Here is a 24,958-nt window from a genome sequence, read left to right on the forward strand (position 1 = left end):
GCTTTTTTTATTCTCTTAACTTGTGTTCAGGGCTGCGTTATCTTTAAACTTCTTTACATAAGGTAAGGCAACAGAGTTGTCGTCTACCTATAATAAAATAAAGCCCCACCGTGATGGGCATGTCGTGAAAACAGGGGGCAAGGGATGTTGCTAAAGAAAGAATGTGGTCGTCAGCTGTCAGCGCTGAGTTTATGTCTGGCAGTGATGTTTGCTCCACTGTTAACCGCCCAGGCCGACGAGCCTGAAATTGTGCCGACTGACAGCACCGCAACGACAGGCGCGCAGCCGACGTCATTGTCTCAGCCGCTGGAACAGTCTACGGCAACGGCCATCATGGCCGGGATTAAGCCGCTGCCGGAAGGCATCGACGTTGAATCGCTCAGCCAGCAGCTCCAGACAGGCCTGCCTGCAGGCTACACGCCTGCCTATATCAATCAGCTCACGCTGCTTTATGCTGCCCGCGATATGAAACCCATGTGGGAAAATCGTGAAGCCGTGCGCGCCTTCCAGCAACAGCTGGCGGAAGTGGCCATTGCGGGATTCCAGCCGCAGTTTACGAAGTGGGTTGAGCTGTTAACCGATCCTGCCGTCACCGGTCAGGCGCGGGACGTGGTCCTTTCTGATGCCATGATGGGCTACCTGCAGTTTGTGGCGGGTATTCCGGTCAATGGCAACCGCTGGCTGTACAGCGATAGGCCCTATAAGCTGGCGACGCCAGCCCTGTCGGTGATTAACCAGTGGCAATTAGCGCTGGATAACGGCGACCTGCCGCGCTTCATTGCCAGCCTCGCGCCGGCGCATCCACAGTATGCCACGATGCACCAGTCGCTCCTCGCGCTGGTGGGGGACTCGCGTCCATGGCCGCAAATGCGGGGGACCGCAACGCTGCGTCCGGGTCAGTGGAGCAGCGATGTGCCAGCCCTGCGCGAGATCCTTAAACGCTCCGGTATTCTTGATGGCGGGCCGAACATTGCCCTGCCGGGCGACGATCCGCAAAGCGCGGTGGTCAGCCCGTCAGCGCCCATAAAAGAGAACAAGTCCACTACCCTGAGCAATAAGCCCGAGGCTTACGATCGCGAGCTGGTCGCCGCGGTTAAACAGTTCCAGGCCGCTCAAGGGCTGGGAGCCGATGGCGTCATTGGACCTTCAACGCGTGACTGGCTTAACGTATCGCCTGCGCAGCGGGCCGGGGTGCTGGCGCTTAATATTCAGCGTTTGCGTTTGCTGCCGGGCACGCTGTCTACCGGCATTATGGTCAATATCCCTGCCTATTCACTGGTTTATTATCAGGATGGTAGCGAGAAGCTGGCCTCGCGCGTGATTGTCGGGCGTCCGGATCGCAAAACGCCGATGATGAGCAGCGCGTTAAATAACGTGGTGGTTAACCCGCCGTGGAACGTGCCGCCGACGCTGGCGCGTAAGGACATTCTGCCTAAGGTCTGGAACGATCCGGGTTATCTGGAACGTCACGGCTATACGGTCATGCGTGGCTGGAACAGTAAAGAGGCGATCGATCCTTACATGGTCGACTGGTCGACGATCACTGCCTCCAACCTGCCGTTCCGCTTCCAGCAGGCTCCCGGAGCGCATAACTCGCTGGGGCGCTACAAATTCAACATGCCAAGTTCAGATGCTATCTATCTGCACGATACGCCGAACCACAATCTGTTCCAGAAAGATACCCGGGCACTGAGTTCAGGCTGCGTGCGCGTGAATAAAGCCTCGGAGTTGGCCAACATGCTGCTGCAGGATGCGGGCTGGAACGATACGCGTATTTCTGACGCCCTGAAGCAGGGTGATACGCGCTACGTGAATATTCGCCACAACATTCCGGTTAATCTTTATTATCTGACAGCGTTTGTGGGTGAAGACGGTCGCACGCAGTACCGTACAGATATTTACAATTATGATCTCACCGCGCGATCCGGCGCACAAATTTTGCCAAAAGCGGAACAATTAATCAGGTAAATGAAGTAGTTCGGGAAAAATGATTGTCGTAAGTTATGGTGAATCGGGGCCAATATCGCTGTAAGCCGCGTATTCACTGGGGTTGGGCGCCTTGACGTACCCTGTTTTGCCAGTTAAGGTGCCCTTCGTGCGCTAAGCATATTACGATTTCCTTGACCTGTAGACCTGATTATCATGGACAAATTTGACGCTAATCGCCGCAAGCTGCTGGCGTTAGGTGGTGTTGCGCTTGGCGCAGCGGCCATCTTACCGACGCCAGCATTTGCCACCCTCTCGACACCTCGTCCGCGCGTTTTAACGCTCAGCAATCTTCACACCGGTGAGTCGCTAAAAGCGGAGTTTTTCGATGGCAGAGGCTATATTCAGGATGAATTAGCAAGACTCAACCATTTTTTCCGTGATTTCCGCGCGAATAAAGTAAAAGCCATCGACCCAGGACTGTTTGATCAGCTTTTCCGCCTTCAGGGCCTGCTGGGCACCAGCAAGCCGGTGCAGCTTATTTCTGGTTATCGCTCAATTGATACCAACAATGAACTGCGCGCCCATAGCCGTGGGGTAGCGAAAAAAAGCTACCACACGAAGGGACAGGCAATGGATTTCCACATTGAAGGCGTTTCGTTAGCCAATATTCGCAAAGCCGCGTTATCTATGCGCGCGGGTGGTGTAGGATATTACCCACGTAGCAACTTTGTGCATATTGATACCGGGCCGGTTCGGCACTGGTAATAACGAAACACAGGAGCAGTATGAACTATCGTATTATTCCGGTTACCGCGTTCTCCCAGAACTGTTCATTAATCTGGTGCGAGCAAACCAAACTGGCCGCGCTTGTCGATCCCGGCGGTGACGCTGAGAAAATCAAGCAGGACGTTGCCGACAGCGGCGTGACGCTGATGCAGATTTTACTGACGCATGGTCACCTCGACCACGTAGGCGCAGCAGCTGAACTGGCTAAACACTACGGTGTGCCGATTATTGGCCCGGAAAAAGAAGATGAGTTCTGGCTGCAGGGGTTACCCGCCCAAAGCCGCATGTTTGGCCTTGATGAGTGTCTGCCATTGACGCCCGATCGCTGGCTGAACGAAGGAGAGCGCGTTAACGTAGGGAATGTGACTTTACAGGTGTTGCATTGTCCTGGGCATACGCCAGGCCATATCGTCTTCTTTGACGACCAGTCCCGTCTGCTGATTTCCGGCGATGTGATTTTCAAAGGTGGCGTAGGACGCAGCGATTTTCCGCGCGGCGATCACGGGCAGCTGATTCAGTCGATCAAACAGAAGTTATTGCCCCTGGGTGATGACGTAACGTTTATCCCTGGACACGGTCCGATGTCGACGCTGGGTTATGAACGGCTCCATAACCCGTTCCTTCAGGATGAAATGCCTGTCTGGTAACCAGCATAAAAAAAGCCTGCTTAACGCAGGCTTTTTTGTGGGCGCAAATTACAGGACGGCGACAATCGCTTCGCACAGTGGCGCCATGTTGTCAGGGGTCATGCCTGCAACGTTTACGCGGCCAGAGGCTACGGCGTATACGCCAAACTCTTCACGCAGACGCAGAACCTGCTCTTTGGTCAGGCCGCTGAACGAGAACATACCGTTCTGTTTGATGATGAAGCTGAAGTCGCGGTCAGCGCCTTTCTCCGCCAGGGTGTTCACAAACAGCAGGCGCATGCGCTGGATACGCTGACGCATATCGTTCAGCTCTTGTTCCCAAATCGCGCACAGCGCATCGTTGCTCAGAATGGTCGCAACAACAGACGCACCGTGTGCCGGCGGGTTAGAGTAGTTAGCGCGGATAACGGACTTCATCTGGCTGAAAGCGCGATCGGCGGTCTCATCGTTAGCCGCAACCAGCGTACAGGCACCTACACGCTCATTGTACAGACCAAAGTTTTTGGAGTAGGAACTGGCAACGATCAGCTCCTGATGCACGGCTGCGAACGCGCGCAGGCCTTCGGCATCTTCTTCCAGGCCGCGGGCGAAGCCCTGGTAAGCAAAGTCAAACAGTGGCAGCCAACCTTTCTCAACGGAGAGCTTCGCCAGGTGTTCCCACTGCTCAAGCGTTGGATCGATACCGGTTGGGTTGTGGCAGCAGCCGTGGAACAGCACCACGTCACCCGCCTGCGCTTCGCTCAGGCTTGAGAGCAGGCCGTCAAAGTCGAGAGCGTGGTTTGCCGCATCGTAGTAAGCATATTCGCGCACTTCCAGGCCCGCAGAGTTAAAGACGCTCTTGTGGTTCGGCCAGCTTGGGTTGCTCACCCATACGCGCTTCACAGAGGTGTTTTTCGCAAGGAAATCCGCCGCCACGCGCAGCGCGCCGGTACCGCCAGGGGTCTGCGCCGTGCGCGCACGTTTGTCACTCACAATTGCGCTGCCTTTACCGAACAGCAGCTCCTGGGTGCAGCGACCAAATTCAGGGATACCATCAATACCGAGGTAGTTTTTGGTGGTTTCATTTTCCAGCAGATACTGCTCAGCTTTCTTAACGCTGGTCAGTACCGGAGTTTTGCCGGTTTCATCTTTATATACACCAATACCCAGGTTGATTTTGCCAGGGCGGTCGTCGGCACGAAACAGATCGGCCAGGCCCAGAATAGGGTCGGCAGGAGCGGCGGTAATGTTCTCAAACATGACGAAGTTCCATTGTGATTACAGAAGTGAAATCCGCTATCAGGTTAACGGTAGATTTACAAAATGCCAACCGTTTGCGACGAAAAGCGTGCGGCTTTTCAAAAGTCGCCATTATTTTCTGTCAGGCATAAAAAAACAGGGCCGAAGCCCTGTTCATTATGCATATAACAAAGTGGTGTTCTGATTAGAACTGGTAGGTTACACCCACAGCAGCCATATCGTCGTTGCCGTTCAGGCCGCCAACCACTTTCGCGTAGTCGGTGTCTTTGTCCAGCAGGTTGATGTAGTAGTCAGCCCACACGTTGAAGTTTTTGTTGAAGTAGTAAGTCGCGCCAACCTGGATGAATTTAGCCAGGTCTGCATCGCCGCCTGAGAAGGTGCCGTTAGCATTGGTTACGCCAACCAGGTCTTTACCCTTGGTCTGCACGTAGGAGATTGCTGGACGCAGGCCGAAGTCGAACTGGTACTGAGCAACCACTTCGAAGTTCTGCGTTTTGTTCGCGAAGCCAGCATCACCGTCAGAACCGGTACGGGTGGTGTTACGGGTTTCTGCATAGGTGGTTGCCAGGTAGATGTTGTTAGCGTCGTATTTCAGACCAACACCCCATGCTTCAGCTTTGTCACCCTGGCCATCAGCTTTCTGGCTCAGAGTACGGTTAGCGTTGCTGTAAGATGCGATTGCACCGAAGCCTTCGCCGAAGTCGTAACCCACAGAGTAGCCTACGCCGTCACCGTTTGATTTGAAGACATCATCACGGTCATTTTTACCCTGGTACTGAACGCCCAGGCTCAGGCCGTCAACCAGACCGAAGAAATCGCTGTTACGGTAGGTCAGCAGGCCGGTGCTGCGGCTGGTCATAAAGTTATCAACGTAGTTACCGCCCCAGGTCATACCAGAGAAGGATGGCGCCATATCGGTGTAGGATTCTACGTCGTAAACGATACCGTAGTTACGACCGTAGTCGATGCTGCCAGCGTCGCCCGCTTTCAGACCCGCGAAAGCCAGACGGTTTTTATTTTTCTGTGCGTTATTTTCCGCATCATTTGCCATGAAGCGGTATTCCCACTGGCCGTAACCGGTCAGCTGGTCGTTGATCTGAGTTTCGCCTTTGAAACCGATCTGCGCGTATGTTTGGTCGGTGCTGTCAGAGTTGTCGCCGGTGGTCACGAAATCGTGCTCGCCGTTAACTTTACCGTAGAAGTCCAGTTTGTTGCCGTTCTTGTTATAGATTTCTGCAGCGTTAGCTGCACCGGCTACCAGCAGGGCAGGGATTACCACTGCCAGAATATTGCGCTTCATCATTATTTATTACCCTCATTGGTTTTTTTATGACACTCGCCACTGCCGTCAATAAATTCTGTCAATAAATATTTCCGGAACTATTGATGAGAGTTTGGTGTCTTTATGTATCTGACAGGCATCTTTCCATTCACCGAAGCGTTTCGCTAGCCTGAAAGTGCTACAATTCTCAAGATTGAGTTACAGAAAGAAAATATGTGTAACTAAATGTGTAATTTTGGGAACTTTGTGAACCATCTCAAATTTCAGAACCCCCTGGCGAATTAAGCATCGGTTTGTTTTCTATATATATGAATTCCTTATGTTTAATTTGGATAAAGGCAATTCCTATAAACGAATGTTAAACGACTCGTTTTTTCTTATGACCCAAAAAAGACTTCTGGATGGCTGAAAAATTGGTTGAAATTTGTGCTATTACTTCAGAATGTAATAATCGCAATAAGAATGAGGTTAATTTTTTGTGGCTGGATATTTCGCGGAAACAAAACGTAACAGGTAGCGGTTGTGACGGGGTAGTGGTTTAAAAACGCTGACTTTACGCTGACAAAAACTGACAGGGCAGAATAAAATAATGGCCAGCAAATGCTGGCCATTGTCTGTTGCGTTGCTTAGAAGCTGGCGTTGCGTGGTGTACGCGGGAACGGAATTACGTCACGCACGTTCTGAACGCCGGTAACGTAGGCGATCAGACGCTCGAAGCCCAGACCGAACCCAGCGTGCGGAACGGTGCCATAACGGCGCAGGTCGCGATACCAGCTGTAGTCCGCAGGGTTGAGCCCCATCTCTGCCATGCGCGCGTCAAGCACGTCCAGACGCTCTTCACGCTGAGAACCACCAATGATTTCACCGATGCCCGGCGCCAGTACGTCCATCGCTGCCACGGTTTTCCCGTCTTCGTTAAGGCGCATATAGAAGGCCTTAATGTCTTTCGGGTAGTTTTTAACGACAACCGGCGCTTTGAAATGTTTCTCGGCGAGATAGCGTTCGTGCTCAGACGCCAGATCGACGCCCCAGTAAACCGGGTTCTCAAACTTCTCACCGCATTTCTCAAGGATCGCTACCGCATCGGTATAGTCCACCTGCGCAAAGTCGGCAGAGACGAAACGCTCCAGACGCGCTACAGCATCGCTGTCTACGCGTTCGGCGAAGAACTTCATGTCGTCAGGACGCTCTTCCAGCACCGCTTTGAAGACGTACTTCAGCATCGCTTCTGCGAGACCTGCAACGTCATTCAGATCGGCAAACGCCACTTCCGGCTCCAGCATCCAGAACTCCGCCAGGTGGCGGCTGGTGTTGGAGTTTTCGGCGCGGAAGGTTGGGCCGAAGGTATAGATCTTAGACAGCGCACAGGCGTAGGTTTCGCCGTTGAGCTGGCCGGATACCGTAAGGAAGGCTTCTTTACCAAAGAAGTCTTTGTCGTAGTCGACTTTACCTTCCGGCGTGCGCGGCAGGTTTTCCATGTCCAGCGTCGAGACGCGGAACATTTCGCCTGCGCCTTCCGTATCGGACGCGGTGATCAGCGGGGTAGACACCCAGAAATACCCCTGCTCATCGAAGAAGCGATGCAGCGCCTGGGCCAGCGTATGGCGCACGCGAGCCACCGCACCAATCAGGTTGGTACGCGGACGCAGGTGTGCGACTTCACGCAGATATTCAATGCTGTGACGTTTTGCCGCCATCGGGTAGGTGTCCGGATCTTCAACCCAGCCGGTCACTTCAATGGCAGAAGCCTGGATCTCGAAACTCTGGCCCTGGCCCGGGGATGCCACAACCACACCGGTGACGATAACGGAACAACCCGTCGTCAGGCGCAGAACGTCATCATTGTAATTGGGCAGAGAATTATTAATGACGGCCTGTACAGGATCAAAGCAGGAACCGTCATAGACGGCAAGGAAGGAGATGCCAGCTTTAGAATCTCGGCGAGTACGCACCCATCCGCGCACGGTGACCTCCTGGTCAACGGCGACACGGCCCTGGAGTACGTCGGCTACAGGCACAACGCTCATAATATTCTCTCTGTTAATAGTCGGAAAAAATAAACACTTGTCCACCCCAAGACGGGGGGATATCTATGTTACCTGCCAACCGCTATCAGACAAGTAAATTTCGCAGTCAAAAGAGAAGAATTGAGAAATAAATAAGGGAAGGGAGCCCTGAAGGCTCCCTTATGTGCTTAACTGGCTTTTTTGATCTGGGGGAGATCGAACGCTTTGCGCAATGCGCGAACAAACGCTTTGTCATGGCAGATGGTTTTACCCGGGCTGTCGGAGAGCTTAGCCACCGGCTTGCCGTTACATTCCACCAGCTTTATCACGATATTCAGAGGTTTTACCTGAGGAATATCGCAGGTCAACCGGGTACCGATCCCGAAGCCCAGATTAATTCTGGCATTGAAATGACGATACAGTTCGACGGCCTTTGCCAGGTCGAGATTATCGGAGAAGACCAGTACCTTGCTCATCGGGTCAATGCCGAGTTTTTGGTAATGAGCAATCGCCTTTTCGCCCCATTCAACCGGATCCCCTGAGTCGTGGCGTAACCCCTGGTAACGCTCAGCGAACTCGGGACCAAAGTCGCGCAGGAAGGCATCCATCGTAATACAGTCGGTCAGGGCGATCCCGAGTTGATTCGGGTACTCTTCAAGCCACGCAGCCAGCGCCGCACGCTGGCTGTTAGCCAGGTCCGGGCTAATTTGCTGATGCGCCTGGAACCACTCGTGCGCCTGGGTGCCCATTGGCGTCAGGTTGAGGCGACGAGCCAAATCGTAGTTGCTGGTACCCACGAACCACGGCTCCTGCTGCAGACGTTCAACGATAGCCTGCTGAACCTCGCGAGAGAAGCGGCGACGGGTGCCGAAATCCATCAGGCGGAAGCGGGACATATCCAGCCCTTCGGTCAGCGTTGAGAATGCCTCAAGTTTGTTCTCCAGCGAGGCGACCGCCTGTTCGACGCCCGTTTCAGGCGAACGGTAGCGGTGAGCCAGCTCGCTGATGACGGCCAGAAGCGGCACTTCCCACATGATCACTTCCCGCCACGGACCTTCAAGACGAATATCCAGCTTGCCGTTCTCGTTGGTCACGGTGACCTGTTCAGGCTTATAGCGGAAGTCGCGCAGCCAGTTCAGATAGTCCGCTTTAAAGAAAGGCAGGCCAGAAAGCCACTGATATTCGTCATCGGTGAGCGCCAGATGCTGCATCGCATCGACCTGTTCACGAATGGAGTCTGCGTAGATACCGAGCAAGTCGTCACCACGGCAGCGGAATTCCGCCGCGACGTGAACGTCATAGTAATGGTGGAAAACGGCTTGCTGCATATGCAGTTTATACGCGTCGGTATCCAGCAACGTATGCAGAACCGGAGAAGCGAATTGAGTCATAGGTGCGCTGTAGCATCCTCTCACGGGAGCGTTTAGTACAATAAACAACTCCGGAGTATACCTTGTTTAGTGATTTATTGAACCCCGATCACAACATAAGCACACTTTATGGTCGAGAGCATTTCGTGCCCCGTGTTATACAAATGTAGCGAAAAAGGTGTTTAAGCCTGAAAAGATGAACATTCTGCATAGCGCGTTTTACGCAACAGGAATATATTGAAACGTTACTCGACAAACGATGCATAAGGTTTTCTATGACACAACAGCCACAAGCCAAATACCGCCACGACTACCGTGCGCCGGAATACCTGATTAGCGATATCGACCTGACTTTTGACTTGGATGCCACAAAAACCGTTGTGACGGCGGTAAGCCAGGTGACGCGCCACAGCGCGACTGCCGTACCGCTGCGTCTGGATGGCGAAGACCTGACGCTGGTCTCCCTGCACATTAACGATGAAGCCTGGTCAGATTATAAAGAAGAAGGCAACCAGCTGGTCATCGACAACCTGCCGGAACGCTTTACGCTGCGCATCGTGAATGAAATCAGCCCTGCCGCCAACACGGCGCTGGAAGGGCTCTACCAGTCAGGCGTGGCCCTGTGTACCCAGTGTGAAGCCGAAGGTTTCCGCCACATTACCTGGTACTTGGACCGCCCGGACGTGCTGGCGCGCTTTACCACCAAAATCATTGCCGATAAAACCCTCTATCCGTTCCTGCTCTCCAACGGTAACCGCGTGGGTGAGGGCGAGCTGGAAAATGGCCGTCACTGGGTGCAGTGGCAGGATCCGTTCCCGAAACCGTGCTACCTGTTTGCGCTGGTGGCGGGTGATTTCGACGTGCTGCGCGATACCTTCAAAACCCGCTCTGGCCGCGAAGTGGCGCTGGAGCTGTTCGTTGACCGCGGCAACCTTGACCGCGCGCCGTGGGCGATGACTTCACTCATTAACTCCATGAAGTGGGATGAAGAGCGTTTCGGCCTCGAATACGATCTCGACATCTATATGATCGTCGCCGTCGACTTCTTCAACATGGGCGCGATGGAGAATAAAGGCCTTAACATCTTTAACTCCAAGTACGTGCTGGCGCGTACCGATACCGCCACCGATAAAGACTACCTCGATATCGAACGCGTTATCGGCCACGAGTATTTCCATAACTGGACCGGTAACCGCGTCACCTGCCGCGACTGGTTCCAGCTGAGCCTGAAAGAGGGGCTGACCGTCTTCCGCGATCAGGAGTTCAGCTCCGATCTGGGCTCGCGGGCGGTCAACCGCATCAACAACGTGCGCACCATGCGCGGCCTGCAGTTTGCGGAAGATGCCAGCCCAATGGCGCACCCGATCCGTCCGGATAAAGTCATTGAAATGAATAACTTTTACACCCTGACGGTGTACGAGAAGGGTGCTGAAATTATCCGCATGATCCACACCCTGCTGGGTGAAGAGAATTTCCAGAAAGGGATGCAGCTTTACTTCGAACGTCACGACGGCAGCGCGGCTACCTGCGACGACTTCGTGCAGGCGATGGAAGACGCGTCCAACGTTGATCTTTCTCACTTCCGCCGCTGGTACAGCCAGGCCGGGACCCCGATTGTCACCGTTAAGGACGACTACAACCCGGAAACCGAGCAGTACACTCTGACCATCAGCCAGCGCACGCCGCCAACCGCCGAGCAGGAAGAAAAATATCCGCTGCACATTCCGTTCAGCATTGAGCTGTACGACAACGAAGGCAACGTCATCCCGCTGCAGAAGGGCGGCCACCCGGTGCACCACGTGCTGAACGTGACCCAGGCAGAGCAGACCTTTATCTTCGATAACGTCTACTTCCAGCCGGTGCCTGCGCTGCTGTGCGAGTTCTCCGCGCCGGTGAAGCTGGAGTACAAGTGGAGCGACCAGCAGCTTACGTTCCTGATGCGTCACGCCCGCAACGATTTCTCCCGCTGGGACGCGGCGCAGAGCCTGCTGGCAACCTACATCAAGCTTAACGTGAACCGTTACCAGCAGGGCCAGCCGCTGACGCTGCCGGTGCATGTGGCAGACGCGTTCCGCGCCATCCTGCTGGATGAGAAGATTGACCCGGCGCTGGCGGCTGAAATTCTGACGCTGCCGTCCGCGACTGAAATTGCGGAGCTGTTCGACATCATCGACCCGATTGCCATCGTGGCGGTGCGCGAAGCGCTGACCCGCACGCTGGCGACCGAACTGGCGGATGAATTCCTGGCACTCTACAACGCTAACAAGCTTGACGCGTATCGCGTGGAGCATGCGGATATCGGCAAGCGTACCCTGCGCAATACATGCCTGCGCTATCTTGCGTTTGGTGAGGCCGAACTGGCGAACACGCTGGTGAGCAAGCAGTATCACGAAGCGGACAACATGACTGATGCGCTCGCGGCCCTGGCGGCAAGCGTTGCCGCTGAACTGCCGTGCCGCGATGCGCTGATGCAGGAGTATGACGACAAGTGGCACCAGGATGGTCTGGTGATGGACAAGTGGTTTATTCTGCAGGCGACCAGCCCGGCGGCCGATGCGCTTAGCAAGGTTCGCAGCCTGCTGAAGCACCGTTCGTTCACCATGAGCAACCCGAACCGCGTTCGCTCGCTGATTGGCGCATTTGCCAGCAGTAACCCGGCCGCGTTCCACGCCGAAGACGGCAGCGGATACCAGTTTATGGTGGAAATGCTGACCGAGCTGAACAGCCGTAACCCGCAGGTTGCATCACGTCTGATTGAGCCGCTGATCCGCCTGAAACGTTATGATGCGCAGCGTCAGGCGAAGATGCGCGCCGCGCTTGAGCAGCTGAAAGGGCTGGAAAATCTGTCTGGCGATCTGTACGAGAAGATTGCTAAGGCGCTGGCCTGATGTAAAAAAGCCCGGTGGCGCTACGCTAACCGGGCCTACGTGGGGGCGCGGGGCATCGGTTTTCTCCCTCTCCCACGGGGAGAGGGCCGGGGTGAGGGCATCAGGCATTGGCCTTTATCCGTTGAATCTCCGCTTCCCCACGTTTCATCACCCGATCCAGCACTTCGGCTTCCAGCTCCGCCAGTCTCGCCGAGCCCACGCGACGAGGGCGCGGGATGTCCACCGTCAGATCCAAACCGATTTTCCCGTTTTCTATAAGCAATACCCGGTCCGCCATCGCCACGGCTTCGCTCACGTCATGCGTCACCAGCAGTACCGTAAAGCCGTGCGCCTGCCAGAGGGATTCAATCAGATCCTGCATTTCTATCCGCGTGAGGGCATCAAGAGCGCCGAGTGGCTCATCAAGCAGCAGCAGGCCGGGACGGTGAATCAACGCTCGCGCCAGCGCCACGCGCTGCTTCTGGCCGCCCGACAGCGCCGCAGGCCATTCACCTGCACGGTTTTCCAGCCCGACGGCGGCCAGCGCCTGACGGGCTTCATCCCGCCAGTTGCCTTTGAGCCCCAGCCCGACGTTATCAATCACCGTTTTCCACGGCAGCAGGCGCGCATCCTGAAACATCATGCGCGTATCGTCCTGAATATTGGCCAGCGGCGTGGTTCCTGCCAGAATCTCTCCACCGTTGGGGGCTTCCAGCCCGGCTAAAAGACGCAGGAGTGTGCTTTTTCCGCCGCCGCTGCGCCCGACTACAGCCACAAACTGGCCGGCGGGAATGTGCAGATCCAGCCCGTTAAGGATGGTGTTTTCGCCGTAGCGTTTGGTTACGCCGTTCAGCAGCAGCGGCGTGCCCTGATTTAGTCGTGCGGTATTCATGCTTTCGCCTCCTGAAGGGTATAGGACGGGTTCCAGCGCAGCCAGCTGCGCTCCAGCCACTGTGCGCTGACGTCGGCGAGTTTGCCGAGCAGTGCATACAGAATGATGGCGACCACCACCACGTCCGTTTGCAGGAATTCGCGGGCGTTCATCGCCAGGTAGCCAATACCGGAGTTGGCTGAGATGGTTTCCGCCACAATCAGCGTCAGCCACATCAGGCCGAGCGCAAAGCGCACCCCGACCATAATGGAGGGCAGGGCGCCCGGCAGAATCACGTGAGCAAAGAGGGAAAAACCCGATAAGCCGTAGCTGCGCGCCATCTCCACCAGACCGCGATCGATATTGCGGATGCCGTGCCAGGTGTTGATGTATATCGGGAACAGCGTGCCCAGCGCCACGAGGAAGATTTTGGCGCTCTCATCGATCCCAAACCACAAAATGACCAGCGGGATCAGCGCCAGATGCGGCACGTTGCGCAGCATCTGGATGGAGGTATCCAGCAGCCTTTCCCCCCAGCGTGAAAGGCCGCTGATCAGACCCAGCACCAGACCGATGCTGCCGCCGATGGAAAACCCAATCACCGCGCGCCAGGAGCTGATCGCCAGATGTTGCCACAGCTCTCCGCTGACGCTCAGCGACCAAAACGCTTCGATAACGCCCTCCGGAGAGGGCAAAATGCGGCTCGACAGCCAGCCGGTGGTCGACGCGAGCTGCCAGAGCGCCACGATGCCGACGGGCAAAAACCACGGGGCGGCGCGCAGCAGCCATTTTTGTGAGGTGGCAGACATGGTCACTCCTTAGCTCTGTGCGGCTTTGCGCGGAATAAACTCGTTTGCCACGGCTTCGCCCTGCAACTGGAGCCGCTGCGGCTGCGGAATTTCCGGAACGGCGACATCCAGATGCGGGAATAACAGCTCGCCCACCCTGTAGGCCTCTTCCAGGTGCGGATAGCCGGAGAGAATAAAGCTGTCGATGCCCAGGTCAGCGTATTCATTAATACGTGCAGCCACGGTTGGCCCGTCGCCGACCAGCGCCGTGCCCGCGCCGCCGCGTACCAGACCCACGCCCGCCCACAGGTTCGGGCTGATTTCCAGATTCTCGCGCTTGCCGTTGTGCAGAGAGGCCATGCGGTGCTGCCCGACGGAGTCGGTTTTGGCAAACGCAGCCTGCGCCTTCGCAATGGTCTCATCGTCCAGATGGGAGATCAGACGGTCTGCCGCCTGCCAGGCTTCTTCATTGGTTTCGCGCACAATCACGTGCAGGCGAATCCCGAAGCGCACCTTGCGGCCATGGGCGGCGGCTTTGGCGCGGACCTGGGCAATTTTCTCTTTCACCAGCTCGGGCGGCTCGCCCCAGGTCAGATAGAGATCGACCTGCTCGGCGGCCAGATCCTGGGCCACATTCGACGATCCGCCAAAATAGAGCGGAGGGCGCGGCTGCTGCACCGGCGGGAAGTAGAGCTTTGCGTCGCGAACGTGAATATGCTTACCTTCAAAGGTGACGGTTTCGCCTTCCAGCAGGCGTCGCCAGACGCGGGTAAATTCGGCGGAGGCTTCATAGCGCTCGGTATGGTCGAGGAACACGCCGTCACCCGCCAGCTCCTGCGGATCGCTGCCCGTCACCAGGTTAAACAGAGCGCGGCCGTTGGAGAGCCTGTCCAGCGTTGCTGCCTGACGCGCCGCCACGGTGGGTGAAACGACGCTCGGGCGCAATGCAACCAGGAATTTAAGGCGCTGGGTGACCGGGATCATCGACGCGGCCACCAGCCAGGCATCCTCGCACGAGCGTCCGGTCGGGATCAGCACGCCGGTAAAACCGATTCGGTCCGCTGCCTGGGCAATCTGCTGAAGATAGCCATGGTCAACCGGGCGCGAGCCCTCTTCTGTACCAAGATAGTGTCCATCACCGTGGGTGGGTAAAAACCAGAAAAGATTCAGACTCATGATTTAGCTCCTTCTTTGCCAGCGGGCTGCCAGATGCGTTCGCGAATATCGACCTGTTTTGGTACCAGGCGGTTTTGATAGAAGAGGTCAGCAGTCTGTTGCTGAAGCGCGGCGACGTGTGCGTCGACAGGCGTAATGGTGGTGGGCGGACGGTGACTGAGGTAGCTCGCGATCACCGGCTCAGGTAAGCCCATGGTTTTTGCCAGCAGGGTGATGCTCGCCTGACGCTGGCTCTGGGTCAGGGCATCTGCCTGCGTAAAGGTATCCAGTACGCCCTGAATAAACGCGCCGTTTTTTTCGGCGTAAGGGCGTGAGGCGAGGTAGAACGAACCGGTTTGCTTCAGCGTGGTACCGTCTTTCAGCACCCGTACGCCACCCTGCAGTAATGCCGCGGAGTAGTAAGGATCCCAGATAGCCCAGGCATCAACATTCTTCTGCTGGAACGCGGCGCGCGCGTCGGCGGGCGTCAGGTAAACGGGCTGAATGTCGGTGAACTTGAGCCCAGCTTCCTGTAAGGCGCGCAGCAGCAGGTTGTGCGAGCTGGAACCTTTCTGGAAAGCGACCTTACGCCCTTTAAGGTCGGAGACGCTTTTAATGTCACTGTTTTCAGGTACCAGGATGACTTCGGCTTTCGGCTTAGCGGGTTCTACACCGACGTATACCAGGTCTGCCCCGGCAGCCTGAGCGAAAATAGGCGGGATGTCGCCCGTACTGCCCAGATCGATACTGCCGACGTTCAGGGCTTCAAGCATCTGCGGCCCTGCCGGGAACTCCACCCATGAGAATTTGGTGTCCGGGAAGCGTTTTTCCAGCAGCTGGTGGCTTTTTGCCAGCACCATACTGACGCTGCCTTTTTGGTATCCAATCCGTAAACTGTCCGGTGCGGTTTCTGCGGCATGTGCCAGCGCGGTAAACGCCATCAGGCCAGCCAGTCCGAGGCGGGTTATGGTTTTAAACATGTGCGACTCCCTGCGGCGGATTAAAAGAAGGAACCTGGATATCCCGGCGATGCAGCGCGTGCCAGAAAGTTTCCAGCGAGGCATCAAGGCGCGTTTGCAGATTCGGCGTGAAGTGCGGCTTATGCTGGTAGTCAATGACCTGCGAATCATCCGCGAAAACGCCGTGAAGGATCTCCTGCGCCTTCAGGGCGTTCAGCACCGGCTTCAGGGCGTAATCCACCGCCAGTAAATGGGCCACCGTGCCGCCCGTTGCCAGCGGCAGAACCACTTTGCCGTCCAGTGCGCGCTCGGGGAGAAGATCGAGCAGCGTTTTCAGCGCGCCCGAAAAAGAGGCTTTATAAATCGGGGTCGCAACGATGAGGCCGTCCGCTTCCTTGAGCTGCTCAGTGAGGGTTTTCAGCGCGGGGCTGTCGAAGCGGGCATACAGCAAATCTTCAGGTTCGAAGTTATGCAGATTCCAGTGGCACACTTCCACGTCCAGGGCATTGAGCTTGTCGCGGGCATATTCCAGCAGGGCGCTGGAACGCGAAGGGAATCGTGGACTTCCGGCCAGGGTAATGACGCGCATACTTCCTCCTTATAACTAATTGTTTGCTTTTGTCTAACATTCATAACAATTTTCAGGAGTGTGACACCGCGCGGTTATTCCACTAAATGATTTATCCGCAATTAAACTGCGAAAAACTGCATAAGAAAGAGAGTGGGAGGTAAACGATTGCGTTTTACGCCGATTTTTTTGCCGCAGGTCAATTCCCTTTCGTGACGGGATCGCCCATAATCCCCTCCCGGTTTGCACACCGGGAATCCAGGAGAGTTCATGTACTACCCCTTCGTTCGTAAAGCCCTTTTCCAGCTCGACCCCGAGCGCGCTCATGAATTTACATTCCAGCAATTACGTCGTATTACAGGAACGCCTCTGGCGGCCCTGGTGCGTCAAAACGTGCCGGAAAAGCCTGTGCAGTGCATGGGGCTGACCTTTAAAAATCCGCTGGGTCTGGCGGCCGGTCTGGACAAAAATGGCGAGTGCATTGATGCCCTGGGCGCGATGGGCTTTGGCTCCATCGAAATTGGTACCGTCACGCCGCGCCCGCAGCCGGGAAATGACAAGCCGCGCCTGTTCCGCCTGGTCGAAGCCGAAGGGTTGATCAACCGCATGGGCTTTAATAACCTCGGCGTTGATCATCTGGTAGAGAACGTGAAGAAAGCCCATTTTGATGGGGTGTTAGGCATCAATATTGGCAAAAATAAAGATACGCCGGTTGAGCAGGGTAAAGATGACTACCTGATTTGTATGGAAAAAGTCTACGCCTATGCCGGGTATATCGCGGTGAATATTTCCTCACCCAATACCCCGGGGCTGCGCTCCTTACAATATGGCGAAGCGCTGGACGATCTTCTGAGTGCCATTAAAAATAAACAAAATGAACTCCAGGCGATCCACCATAAATATGTTCCGGTCGCGGTGAAGATCGCGCCGGATCTTTCTGTCGAAGAATTGATCCAGGTTGCCGACAGTTTGGTTCGCCATAATATTGACGGGGTGATTGCAACGAATACCACGCTCGATCGTTCGCTCGTTCAGGGAATGAAAAACTGTGACGAAGCGGGTGGGTTAAGTGGCCGTCCGGTACAATTAAAAAGCACCGAAATTATTCGCGCGCTGTCTGCGGAATTAAAAGGCCGTTTACCGATTATTGGCGTCGGCGGTATCGACTCGGTGATTGCTGCGCGCGAGAAGATGGCGGCCGGTGCGTCACTGGTGCAAATCTATTCCGGCTTTATTTTTAAAGGCCCGCCTTTGATTAAAGAAATCGTTACGCATATCTGATCTTTTTTCTTAATCAGACAACCAGGGCTTTATTTCCAGCCCTGGTTGTTTTATATTCCGTCACTGTTGCTTATTTAGACATTATCGTCTTTTATTACTAGTGTTATAAACGAAGCGGCGAACAGGACATTTTTAGTACAGGACGTTTGGGGACGGGAGAGACACATGCGAATTAAACCTGACGATAACTGGCGCTGGTATTTTTGCGACGAGCATGACCGTATGATGCTCGATTTAGCCAATGGCATGTTGTTTCGTTCTCGTTTTGCCCGCCGAATGTTAACCCCGGACGCGTTTTCTCCATCGGGCTTTTGCGTTGACGATGCGGCGCTTTATTTCTCCTTTGAAGAAAAATGCCGCGACCTGATGCTCTCTAAAGAGCAGCGTGCCGAACTGGTATTAAATGCGCTGGTGGCTATCCGTTTCCTGAAACCGCAAATGCCGAAAAGCTGGCATTTCCTGCCTCACGGCATGGACTGGACGCCAGCAACGGGCGATGCGGCCAGCGTTAACCTGAGCGATACCGCCGAAGAGGTGAGCCTGTTAGTGGTTGAACCGGGCGAAAACGCCGCACTCTGTCTGCTGGCGCAGCCCGGCGTGACGATTGCCGGGCGTGTAATGCAGTTAGGTGATGCGATCAAAGTCATGAATGACAGGCTGAAGCCACAGCTGCGCGTCGATGCCTTCAGCCTCGAACAAGCGGTTTAAGCTTCCAGTTGTACCGAGGTTTTCGGTACGCAGCTACAGCACAGGATTGTGCCGTCATTTCCAATTGCAGATTTTTTCAGCGCACTCACTTCTCCCTCCAGCAGCTTGATGCGGCAGCATCCGCAAATTCCCGCGCGGCAGGAATACGGTACGCGAATACCGGCTTGCTCCAGCTGCTCCAGTAAAACCTGCTGATTGTTGCCACGAATAACCTTGCCCTGCCAGTGAATATCCACCCCAGTGGCGACATTCGTCTCAACCTCGACCATTTCTTCTTCCTGGCCTGAGCCGTACACTCGCGCCGGCCCGCGGGCGAGAATTTCAACCTCATCGCCTACGCGGATTGCGCCGCTGGATCGTGGGATCAGGTTCTGGCCGAAATCGACATCGCCGATGTCCTTCGCGGTACGGAACGATTGCAGCGTTTTCAGCGGCTCGCCAGAAGGATGCTTTTGGCCTTTCTCAGGACTTACCGTGGTGAAAATGCAGCGGCTGCAGGGTTTGACGACATCAAAGATGACGCTGCCGATGCGGATGACTTTCCAGGTGTCTTCATCCCAGGCGTCCGCTCCGGTCACGACCAGATTCGGGCGGAACTGTTCCATCTGTACGCTGGCTTTACAGCGATTCTGTAAATCACGCAGAGACGCTTCGTTGGTGAGCAGGAACGGGAAGCCATCCGCGAAGGAGAGGGGAACGGCGTCGTGGCGCTTTACGCGACGCGTCAGTTCCGGCCCAACCCACCGCAGCTGCACGTCGCGGGAGAAGAAGCCGCTCAGCCAGCGGTTAATTTCATCCGGCGCGATGCGCGCGGTAAAATGGTTGCCCCATACTTCCGTTGGCGCGTCGACAGCCGCAAAATCCGCAAAGCGAATCACCGCGCTGGAATCGTCCGGCGCGGTAAGGTGCAAACCGTCGTGAAGCGGGGAAGGGGTAAAGCGAACCATCTGAGGGAACTGGCGTGCGGTGATAAACGTACCGTCAGGCTCGGTGACCATAAAAATTCGATCGAAGGCGAACCCGCTCATGTCTGCCAGCGCGTGAGTGACGCCGATGCCGCGCATGGATTTCACCGGATGAATAAAAAGCCTGGATAACGTCGCCACTGCACACTCCCTCGAATGAAAATAAGCCTTCAACTTTATGACATACACGCCATATTAGCTATAATGCGCGACAATTTTCTAAGAGTAAAAGTGACGATATGAATTCTCTTTTTGCCAGTACGGCCCGTGGGCTGGAAGAGCTGTTAAAAACTGAACTGGAAGCCCTGGGCGCGCAAGAGTGCCAGGTGGTTCAGGGTGGTGTCCATTTTGAGGGCGACACGCGGCTTATTTACCAGAGCCTGATGTGGAGCCGTCTGGCGTCGCGCATCATGCTGCCGATGAAGGAATGCAAGGTCTATAGCGACCTGGATCTCTACACCGGCGTACAGATGATCGACTGGACAGAGATCTTCACGCCTAACGCCACCTTCGCGGTGCATTTCAACGGCGTGAACGACGAGATCCGCAACAGCCAGTACGGCGCCCTGCGCGTAAAAGATGCCATTGTGGACTGCTTCACGCGTAAAAATAAGGAACGTCCGAACGTCGATCGCGAAAACCCGGACCTGCGTATCAACGTCTGGCTGAACGGCGACACGGCGAGCATCTCCCTCGATCTGAGCGGCGCGGGTCTGCACCTGCGCGGCTACCGCGATCGCACCGGTATGGCGCCGATCAAAGAAACCCTGGCCGCCGCCATCGTGATGCGCTCCGGCTGGCAGCCGGGCACGCCGCTGCTTGACCCAATGTGTGGCTCCGGTACGCTGCTGATTGAGGCCGCAATGCTGGCAACTGACCGTGCGCCGGGGCTGCACCGCGGCCACTGGGGCTTCAAAGGCTGGGCGCAGCACGACGAAGCGCTCTGGAAAGAGGTTAAAGACGACGCGCAGACCCGCGCGCGTAAGGGCCTGGCGGAGTATACCTCTCACTTCTACGGTTCGGATAGCGACCCGCGCGTAATTGAACGCGCGCGCAGCAACGCCCGTCGCGCCGGTATCGGCGAGCTGGTCACCTTCGAGGTGAAAGACGTGGCGAACCTGACCAACCCGCTGCCGAAGGGCCCGTACGGGACCGTAATCAGCAACCCGCCATACGGTGAGCGTCTCGACAGCGAGCCTGCGCTGATTGCCCTGCACAGCCTGCTGGGCCGCAATATGAAGGACTACTTCGGCGGCTGGAATCTGTCTCTGTTCAGCGCCTCGCCGGAGCTGCTGAGCTGCCTTCAGCTGCGAGCCGATCGCCAGTTTAAAGCGAAAAACGGCCCGCTGGACTGCGTGCAGAAAAACTATCATCTGGCAGAGAAAGCGGCGGACAGCAAGCCAACCGGCGTGGCAGAGGATTACGCCAACCGCCTGCGCAAAAACCTGAAGAAATTTGAAAAATGGGCGAAGCAGGAAGGGATCGAGTGCTATCGCCTGTACGATGCCGACCTGCCGGAGTACAACGTAGCGGTTGACCGCTATGCGGACTGGGTGGTGATTCAGGAATATGCTCCGCCGAAAACCATCGATGCGCAAAAAGCGCGCCAGCGCATGCTGGACGTCATTGCGGCCACCATTGCCGTGCTGGGGATTGCGCCGAACAAGCTGGTGCTGAAAACCCGCGAGCGTCAGAAAGGTAAAAACCAGTACCAGAAGATGGGCGAAAAGGGCGACTTTATCGAAGTGGGCGAATACAACGCTCGCCTGTGGGTGAACCTGACCGACTATCTTGATACCGGCCTGTTCCTCGACCACCGCATCGCCCGCCGCATGCTCGGCCAGATGAGCAAGGGCAAAGATTTCCTCAACCTGTTCTCCTACACCGGCAGCGCCAGCGTGCATGCCGGTCTCGGCGGCGCGCGCAGCACTACCACGGTGGATATGTCCCGCACCTATCTGGAGTGGGCCGAGCGTAACCTGCGTCTGAACGGCTTAACCGGACGTCAGCATCGCCTGATGCAGGCCGACGTGCTGGGCTGGCTGCGCGATACCGACGAGCAGTTCGACCTGATCTTTATCGATCCGCCGACCTTCTCTAACTCCAAGCGCATGGAGGATAGCTTTGACGTTCAACGCGATCACCTGCGCCTGATGACCGACCTAAAGCGCCTGCTGCGCAAAGGCGGCACCATTATGTTTTCGAACAACAAACGCGGCTTCCGTATGGATCATGACGGCCTGGCAGCCCTGGGACTGAAAGCACAAGAAATCAGTCAAAAAACGCTGTCTCAGGACTTCGCCCGTAACCGTCAAATTCATAACTGCTGGTTGATTACCGCGGTCTGAAAGGAAAAATAAATGTCATTAATTAGTATGCACGGCGCGTGGCTCTCTTTCAGCGACTCACCGCTTCTCGATAATGCAGAGCTGCATATCGAAGATAACGAGCGCGTCTGTCTGGTGGGCCGTAACGGCGCGGGTAAATCCACGCTGATGAAAATCCTCAACCGCGAGCAGGGGCTGGATGACGGCCGCATCGTATACGAGCAGGATCTGATCGTCTCCCGCCTCCAGCAGGATCCGCCGCGTCATGTGACTGGCAGCGTGTACGATTTCGTGGCGGAAGGCATCTCCGAGCAGGCGGAGTACCTGAAGCGCTATCACGAGATTTCGCATCTGGTGATGACCGACCCGAGCGACAAGAATCTCAACGAACTGGCGAAAGTGCAGGAGATGCTCGATCACCACGGTTTGTGGCAGCTGGAAAACCGCATTAACGAGGTGCTGGCGCAGCTCGGGCTGGAACCCGACATGGAGCTGTCGGCGCTCTCCGGCGGCTGGCTGCGTAAAGCGGCGCTGGGGCGCGCGCTGGTCAGCGGCCCTAAGGTACTGCTGCTGGACGAACCAACCAACCACCTGGACATCGAAGCGATTGACTGGCTGGAAGGGTTCCTGAAAACCTTCAGCGGCACCATCATCTTCATCTCGCACGACCGTTCGTTTATTCGCAATATGGCGACGCGCATTGTCGATCTCGACCGCGGCAAGCTGGTCACCTATCCCGGCGATTACGACACCTATCTGCTGGAGAAAGAAGAAAATCTGCGCGTGGAAGAGCTGCAGAACGCTGAGTTCGACCGCAAGCTGGCGCAGGAGGAGGTCTGGATCCGCCAGGGCATCAAAGCCCGCCGTACCCGCAACGAAGGCCGCGTGCGTGCCCTGAAGGCGATGCGTCGCGAGCGCAGCGAGCGCCGCGAAGTCATGGGCAGCGCCAAAATGCAGGTGGAAGAGGCGTCCCGCTCCGGCAAGATTGTCTTCGAAATGGAAAACGTCAACTACCAGGTTGACGGCAAGGTGCTGGTTAAAGATTTCTCTGCGCAGGTTCAGCGCGGGGACAAAATTGCGCTCATCGGCCCGAACGGCTGCGGCAAAACCACGCTGCTGAAGCTGATGCTGGGCCAGCTGCAGGCCGACAGCGGCCGCATTCACTGTGGCACCAAGCTGGAAGTGGCCTACTTCGACCAGCACCGCGCGGAGCTGGATCCGGACCGCACGGTTATGGACAACCTCGCCGAAGGTAAACAGGAAGTGATGGTAAACGGCAAGCCGCGTCACGTTCTGGGCTACCTGCAGGACTTCCTGTTCCACCCGAAACGCGCCATGACACCGGTGCGCGCGCTGTCCGGCGGGGAGCGTAACCGTCTTCTGCTGGCCCGTCTGTTCCTGAAGCCAAGTAATCTGTTGATCCTCGATGAACCGACGAACGATTTGGATGTCGAAACGCTGGAATTACTCGAAGAGCTGATCGATGGGTATCAGGGAACCGTGATGCTGGTTAGCCACGATCGTCAGTTCGTGGATAACACCGTGACCGAGTGCTGGATCTTCGAAGGTGAAGGGCGAATTGGCCAGTACGTGGGCGGTTATCACGACGCAAAAGGGCAGCAGTCGCAGTCTCTGGCGCAGAAACAGTCGAAGTCCAGAACAAGTTCTGAACCTGCTGTAACAAAAGCAGAAACTGTCAAGAAAACCTCGGCTAAACTAAGCTATAACCTGCAGCGCGAACTGGAGGGGCTACCTCAGCGTCTTGAAGAGCTGGAGGCCGCGCTTGAGGAGCTGCAAGCGCAGGTTGCTGATGCCTCATTCTTTACCCAATCGCATGACTATACTCAGAAAGTACTGGCTGAAATGTCCGCGGCTGAAAAAGCCCTGGAAGAAGCATTTGAGCGCTGGGAGTACCTTGAGTCTCTGAAAAACGGCGCATAACAGGGATTAAATATGTGTGACCAGCACCATGCCGACAGGCATATATTATGCTCGCAATGCGATATGCTCGTGGCGTTGCCAGAGCTTGGTCACGGACATAAAGCCCAGTGTCCACGCTGTGGCGCGACGTTGACAACCGAGTGGGACGCGCCGCGGCAGCGTCCCACCGCTTACGCGCTGGCAGCACTGTTCATGCTACTGCTCTCCAATCTCTTCCCCTTCGTCTATATGAAGGTAGGCGGGATGACAAGCCAGGTGGATCTGCTTGAAATCCCGGGCGTGATGTTCTCGGAAGATTACGCCAGCCTCGGCACCTTTTTTCTGCTATTCGTCCAGATAGTCCCGGCGTTTTGCCTGGTCGTCATCCTGCTGCTGGTTAACCGCGTCAGGATGCCGTCATCGCTGAAAATCCGGCTCGCGCGCATCCTTTTTCAGCTCAAAAGCTGGGGGATGGCCGAGATCTTTCTCGCAGGGATACTGGTCAGTTTCGTGAAGCTGATGGCGTACGGCGACGTGGGGATAGGCAGCAGCTTTATTCCCTGGTGTCTGTACTGTGTCCTGCAGCTGCGTGCTTTCCAGTGCGTGGACAGGCGCTGGGCCTGGGACGATATCGCCCCGGCACCGACGCTCGCGCAGACGGTGAAGGTCGGCGTGCCGGGTATCCGCCAGGAGCTCCGTTCTTGTCCGTGCTGTACCGCCGTGCTGCCCGCCGATCTTGAGGTTTGTCCGCGCTGCGAAACGAAGGGCCATGTTCGCCGTAAAAATAGCCTGCAGTGGACGATGGCACTGCTGGTCACGTCCGTAATGCTGTATCTGCCCGCTAATATTCTGCCGATTATGATCACCGATTTGCTCGGCGATAAAATGCCCTCGACGATCCTCGCCGGGGTCATACTGCTGTGGAGCGAAGGATCCTATCCTGTCGCCGGCGTGATTTTCATCGCCAGTATCATGGTGCCCACTTTAAAAATGATCGCCATTGCCTGGCTCTGTTGGGATGCAAAAGGCCACGGAAAACGCGACAGCGAACGCATGCATCTGATTTACGAAGTGGTCGAATTTGTCGGTCGTTGGTCAATGATCGACGTGTTTGTGATTGCCGTTCTCTCTGCGCTGGTGCGGATGGGCGGTTTGATGAGTATTTATCCCGCGATGGGGGCTTTAATGTTTGCACTGGTGGTGATTATGACCATGTTTGCGGCCATGACCTTCGACCCTCGTTTATCGTGGGATCGTGAGCCTGAATCAAGCCATGAGGAAGAGTAAGAG

General features: G+C 55.9%; 19 protein-coding genes. 9 read left to right on the plus strand and 10 right to left on the minus strand.

Going from position 1 to position 24,958, the window contains the following annotated elements:
* Nucleotides 1-144: 144 nt before the first annotated feature.
* The 3 genes from ldtD to IM271_RS13115 all read left to right on the plus strand — a co-directional run bounded on the left by ldtD (nt 145) and on the right by IM271_RS13115 (nt 3,362).
* Nucleotides 145-1,968 (plus strand): L,D-transpeptidase, encoded by a 1,824-nt coding sequence (gene ldtD, locus IM271_RS13105; protein WP_193052707.1) that lies wholly within the window; start codon nt 145-147, stop codon nt 1,966-1,968.
* A 174-nt stretch (nt 1,969-2,142) separates the two neighbouring features.
* A complete protein-coding gene (locus tag IM271_RS13110) occupies nt 2,143-2,694 on the plus strand; it encodes a YcbK family protein (protein WP_028012580.1) in 552 nt (183 codons plus the stop codon).
* Nucleotides 2,695-2,714: 20 nt separating this feature from the next.
* The gene (locus tag IM271_RS13115) at nt 2,715-3,362 is read left to right on the plus strand and encodes an MBL fold metallo-hydrolase (protein WP_028012581.1); all 648 of its coding nucleotides are present in this window, start codon (nt 2,715-2,717) and stop codon (nt 3,360-3,362) included.
* Nucleotides 3,363-3,410: 48 nt separating this feature from the next.
* Here IM271_RS13115 and IM271_RS13120 read toward each other — a convergent pair whose 3' ends face one another.
* The 4 genes from IM271_RS13120 to pncB form a co-directional block, all read right to left on the minus strand.
* Nucleotides 3,411-4,601 (minus strand): amino acid aminotransferase, encoded by a 1,191-nt coding sequence (locus tag IM271_RS13120; RefSeq protein WP_193052708.1) that lies wholly within the window; start codon nt 4,599-4,601, stop codon nt 3,411-3,413.
* Between the two features lie 184 nt (nt 4,602-4,785).
* The gene (locus tag IM271_RS13125; protein WP_283251476.1) at nt 4,786-5,904 is read right to left on the minus strand and encodes a porin; all 1,119 of its coding nucleotides are present in this window, start codon (nt 5,902-5,904) and stop codon (nt 4,786-4,788) included.
* A 605-nt stretch (nt 5,905-6,509) separates the two neighbouring features.
* Nucleotides 6,510-7,910, minus strand: coding sequence for an asparagine--tRNA ligase (asnS, locus tag IM271_RS13130; protein ID WP_028012584.1), 1,401 nt, complete (start codon nt 7,908-7,910; stop codon nt 6,510-6,512).
* A 167-nt stretch (nt 7,911-8,077) separates the two neighbouring features.
* Nucleotides 8,078-9,280: a nicotinate phosphoribosyltransferase gene (gene pncB, locus IM271_RS13135; RefSeq protein ID WP_045630030.1), complete on the minus strand. Its 1,203-nt coding sequence runs from the start codon at nt 9,278-9,280 to the stop codon at nt 8,078-8,080.
* Between the two features lie 254 nt (nt 9,281-9,534).
* Here pncB and pepN point away from each other — a divergent pair, with 254 nt between their 5' ends.
* Nucleotides 9,535-12,147 carry an aminopeptidase N gene (gene pepN, locus IM271_RS13140; protein WP_028012586.1) on the plus strand — a complete coding sequence of 871 codons (2,613 nt, stop codon included), beginning with the start codon at nt 9,535-9,537 and terminating at the stop codon, nt 12,145-12,147.
* A gap of 100 nt (nt 12,148-12,247) precedes the next feature.
* Here the strand turns inward: pepN and ssuB are convergent, their stop codons facing one another.
* Genes ssuB through ssuE form a run of 5 tightly spaced genes read right to left on the minus strand, consistent with a single transcriptional unit; the run spans nt 12,248 to nt 16,488 of the window.
* Entirely contained in the window at nt 12,248-13,018 is a 771-nt protein-coding gene (ssuB, locus tag IM271_RS13145) for an aliphatic sulfonates ABC transporter ATP-binding protein (protein ID WP_041910612.1), read from the minus strand.
* A complete protein-coding gene (ssuC, locus tag IM271_RS13150) occupies nt 13,015-13,806 on the minus strand; it encodes an aliphatic sulfonate ABC transporter permease SsuC (RefSeq protein WP_193052709.1) in 792 nt (263 codons plus the stop codon). The genes ssuB and ssuC overlap by 4 nt, the downstream gene beginning before the upstream one ends.
* A gap of 9 nt (nt 13,807-13,815) precedes the next feature.
* Nucleotides 13,816-14,961: an FMNH2-dependent alkanesulfonate monooxygenase gene (ssuD, locus tag IM271_RS13155; protein ID WP_193052710.1), complete on the minus strand. Its 1,146-nt coding sequence runs from the start codon at nt 14,959-14,961 to the stop codon at nt 13,816-13,818.
* Nucleotides 14,958-15,920, minus strand: a complete 963-nt coding sequence (locus IM271_RS13160; RefSeq protein WP_193052711.1) for a sulfonate ABC transporter substrate-binding protein — start codon at nt 15,918-15,920, stop codon at nt 14,958-14,960. Before IM271_RS13160 ends, ssuD begins: the two co-directional genes overlap by 4 nt.
* Nucleotides 15,913-16,488, minus strand: coding sequence for an NADPH-dependent FMN reductase (ssuE, locus tag IM271_RS13165; RefSeq protein WP_028012591.1), 576 nt, complete (start codon nt 16,486-16,488; stop codon nt 15,913-15,915). Before ssuE ends, IM271_RS13160 begins: the two co-directional genes overlap by 8 nt.
* A 249-nt stretch (nt 16,489-16,737) precedes the next feature.
* Here ssuE and pyrD point away from each other — a divergent pair, with 249 nt between their 5' ends.
* Nucleotides 16,738-17,748 (plus strand): quinone-dependent dihydroorotate dehydrogenase, encoded by a 1,011-nt coding sequence (gene pyrD, locus IM271_RS13170; protein WP_045261711.1) that lies wholly within the window; start codon nt 16,738-16,740, stop codon nt 17,746-17,748.
* Between the two features lie 165 nt (nt 17,749-17,913).
* Complete coding sequence (gene zapC, locus IM271_RS13175; RefSeq protein ID WP_028012593.1) at nt 17,914-18,456, plus strand: cell division protein ZapC; 543 nt, start codon at nt 17,914-17,916, stop codon at nt 18,454-18,456.
* Here the strand turns inward: zapC and IM271_RS13180 are convergent.
* Complete coding sequence (locus IM271_RS13180; RefSeq protein ID WP_193052712.1) at nt 18,453-19,562, minus strand: YcbX family protein; 1,110 nt, start codon at nt 19,560-19,562, stop codon at nt 18,453-18,455. The genes zapC and IM271_RS13180 overlap by 4 nt on opposite strands.
* Nucleotides 19,563-19,660: 98 nt before the next feature.
* Here IM271_RS13180 and rlmKL point away from each other — a divergent pair, with 98 nt between their 5' ends.
* Genes rlmKL through pqiA form a run of 3 tightly spaced genes read left to right on the plus strand, consistent with a single transcriptional unit; the run spans nt 19,661 to nt 24,955 of the window.
* Entirely contained in the window at nt 19,661-21,769 is a 2,109-nt protein-coding gene (gene rlmKL, locus IM271_RS13185) for a bifunctional 23S rRNA (guanine(2069)-N(7))-methyltransferase RlmK/23S rRNA (guanine(2445)-N(2))-methyltransferase RlmL (protein ID WP_028012595.1), read from the plus strand.
* Nucleotides 21,770-21,781: 12 nt separating this feature from the next.
* Entirely contained in the window at nt 21,782-23,689 is a 1,908-nt protein-coding gene (locus IM271_RS13190) for an ABC transporter ATP-binding protein (protein ID WP_028012596.1), read from the plus strand.
* Between the two features lie 12 nt (nt 23,690-23,701).
* Nucleotides 23,702-24,955: a membrane integrity-associated transporter subunit PqiA gene (gene pqiA / locus IM271_RS13195; RefSeq protein WP_192985912.1), complete on the plus strand. Its 1,254-nt coding sequence runs from the start codon at nt 23,702-23,704 to the stop codon at nt 24,953-24,955.
* Nucleotides 24,956-24,958 lie beyond the last annotated feature (3 nt).

The organism is Enterobacter cloacae complex sp. I3, from assembly GCF_014896175.1.
GTDB classification, from domain to species: Bacteria; Pseudomonadota; Gammaproteobacteria; order Enterobacterales; family Enterobacteriaceae; genus Enterobacter; species Enterobacter bugandensis.

Excerpts from the sequence above, each read along its gene's own strand:
- pncB (WP_045630030.1), bottom strand. The coding sequence starts at position 9,280 with ATGACTCAATTCGCTTCTCCGGTTCTGCATACGTTGCTGGATACCGAC.
- ldtD (WP_193052707.1), top strand. The coding sequence starts at position 145 with ATGTTGCTAAAGAAAGAATGTGGTCGTCAGCTGTCAGCGCTGAGTTTA.
- IM271_RS13125 (WP_283251476.1), bottom strand. The coding sequence starts at position 5,904 with ATGATGAAGCGCAATATTCTGGCAGTGGTAATCCCTGCCCTGCTGGTA.
- ssuB (WP_041910612.1), bottom strand. The coding sequence starts at position 13,018 with ATGAATACCGCACGACTAAATCAGGGCACGCCGCTGCTGCTGAACGGC.
- ssuE (WP_028012591.1), bottom strand. The coding sequence starts at position 16,488 with ATGCGCGTCATTACCCTGGCCGGAAGTCCACGATTCCCTTCGCGTTCC.
- ssuD (WP_193052710.1), bottom strand. The coding sequence starts at position 14,961 with ATGAGTCTGAATCTTTTCTGGTTTTTACCCACCCACGGTGATGGACAC.
- pyrD (WP_045261711.1), top strand. The coding sequence starts at position 16,738 with ATGTACTACCCCTTCGTTCGTAAAGCCCTTTTCCAGCTCGACCCCGAG.
- IM271_RS13160 (WP_193052711.1), bottom strand. The coding sequence starts at position 15,920 with ATGTTTAAAACCATAACCCGCCTCGGACTGGCTGGCCTGATGGCGTTT.
- IM271_RS13120 (WP_193052708.1), bottom strand. The coding sequence starts at position 4,601 with ATGTTTGAGAACATTACCGCCGCTCCTGCCGACCCTATTCTGGGCCTG.
- pepN (WP_028012586.1), top strand. The coding sequence starts at position 9,535 with ATGACACAACAGCCACAAGCCAAATACCGCCACGACTACCGTGCGCCG.
- IM271_RS13110 (WP_028012580.1), top strand. The coding sequence starts at position 2,143 with ATGGACAAATTTGACGCTAATCGCCGCAAGCTGCTGGCGTTAGGTGGT.
- IM271_RS13115 (WP_028012581.1), top strand. The coding sequence starts at position 2,715 with ATGAACTATCGTATTATTCCGGTTACCGCGTTCTCCCAGAACTGTTCA.
- pqiA (WP_192985912.1), top strand. The coding sequence starts at position 23,702 with ATGTGTGACCAGCACCATGCCGACAGGCATATATTATGCTCGCAATGC.
- asnS (WP_028012584.1), bottom strand. The coding sequence starts at position 7,910 with ATGAGCGTTGTGCCTGTAGCCGACGTACTCCAGGGCCGTGTCGCCGTT.
- rlmKL (WP_028012595.1), top strand. The coding sequence starts at position 19,661 with ATGAATTCTCTTTTTGCCAGTACGGCCCGTGGGCTGGAAGAGCTGTTA.
- ssuC (WP_193052709.1), bottom strand. The coding sequence starts at position 13,806 with ATGTCTGCCACCTCACAAAAATGGCTGCTGCGCGCCGCCCCGTGGTTT.
- IM271_RS13190 (WP_028012596.1), top strand. The coding sequence starts at position 21,782 with ATGTCATTAATTAGTATGCACGGCGCGTGGCTCTCTTTCAGCGACTCA.
- zapC (WP_028012593.1), top strand. The coding sequence starts at position 17,914 with ATGCGAATTAAACCTGACGATAACTGGCGCTGGTATTTTTGCGACGAG.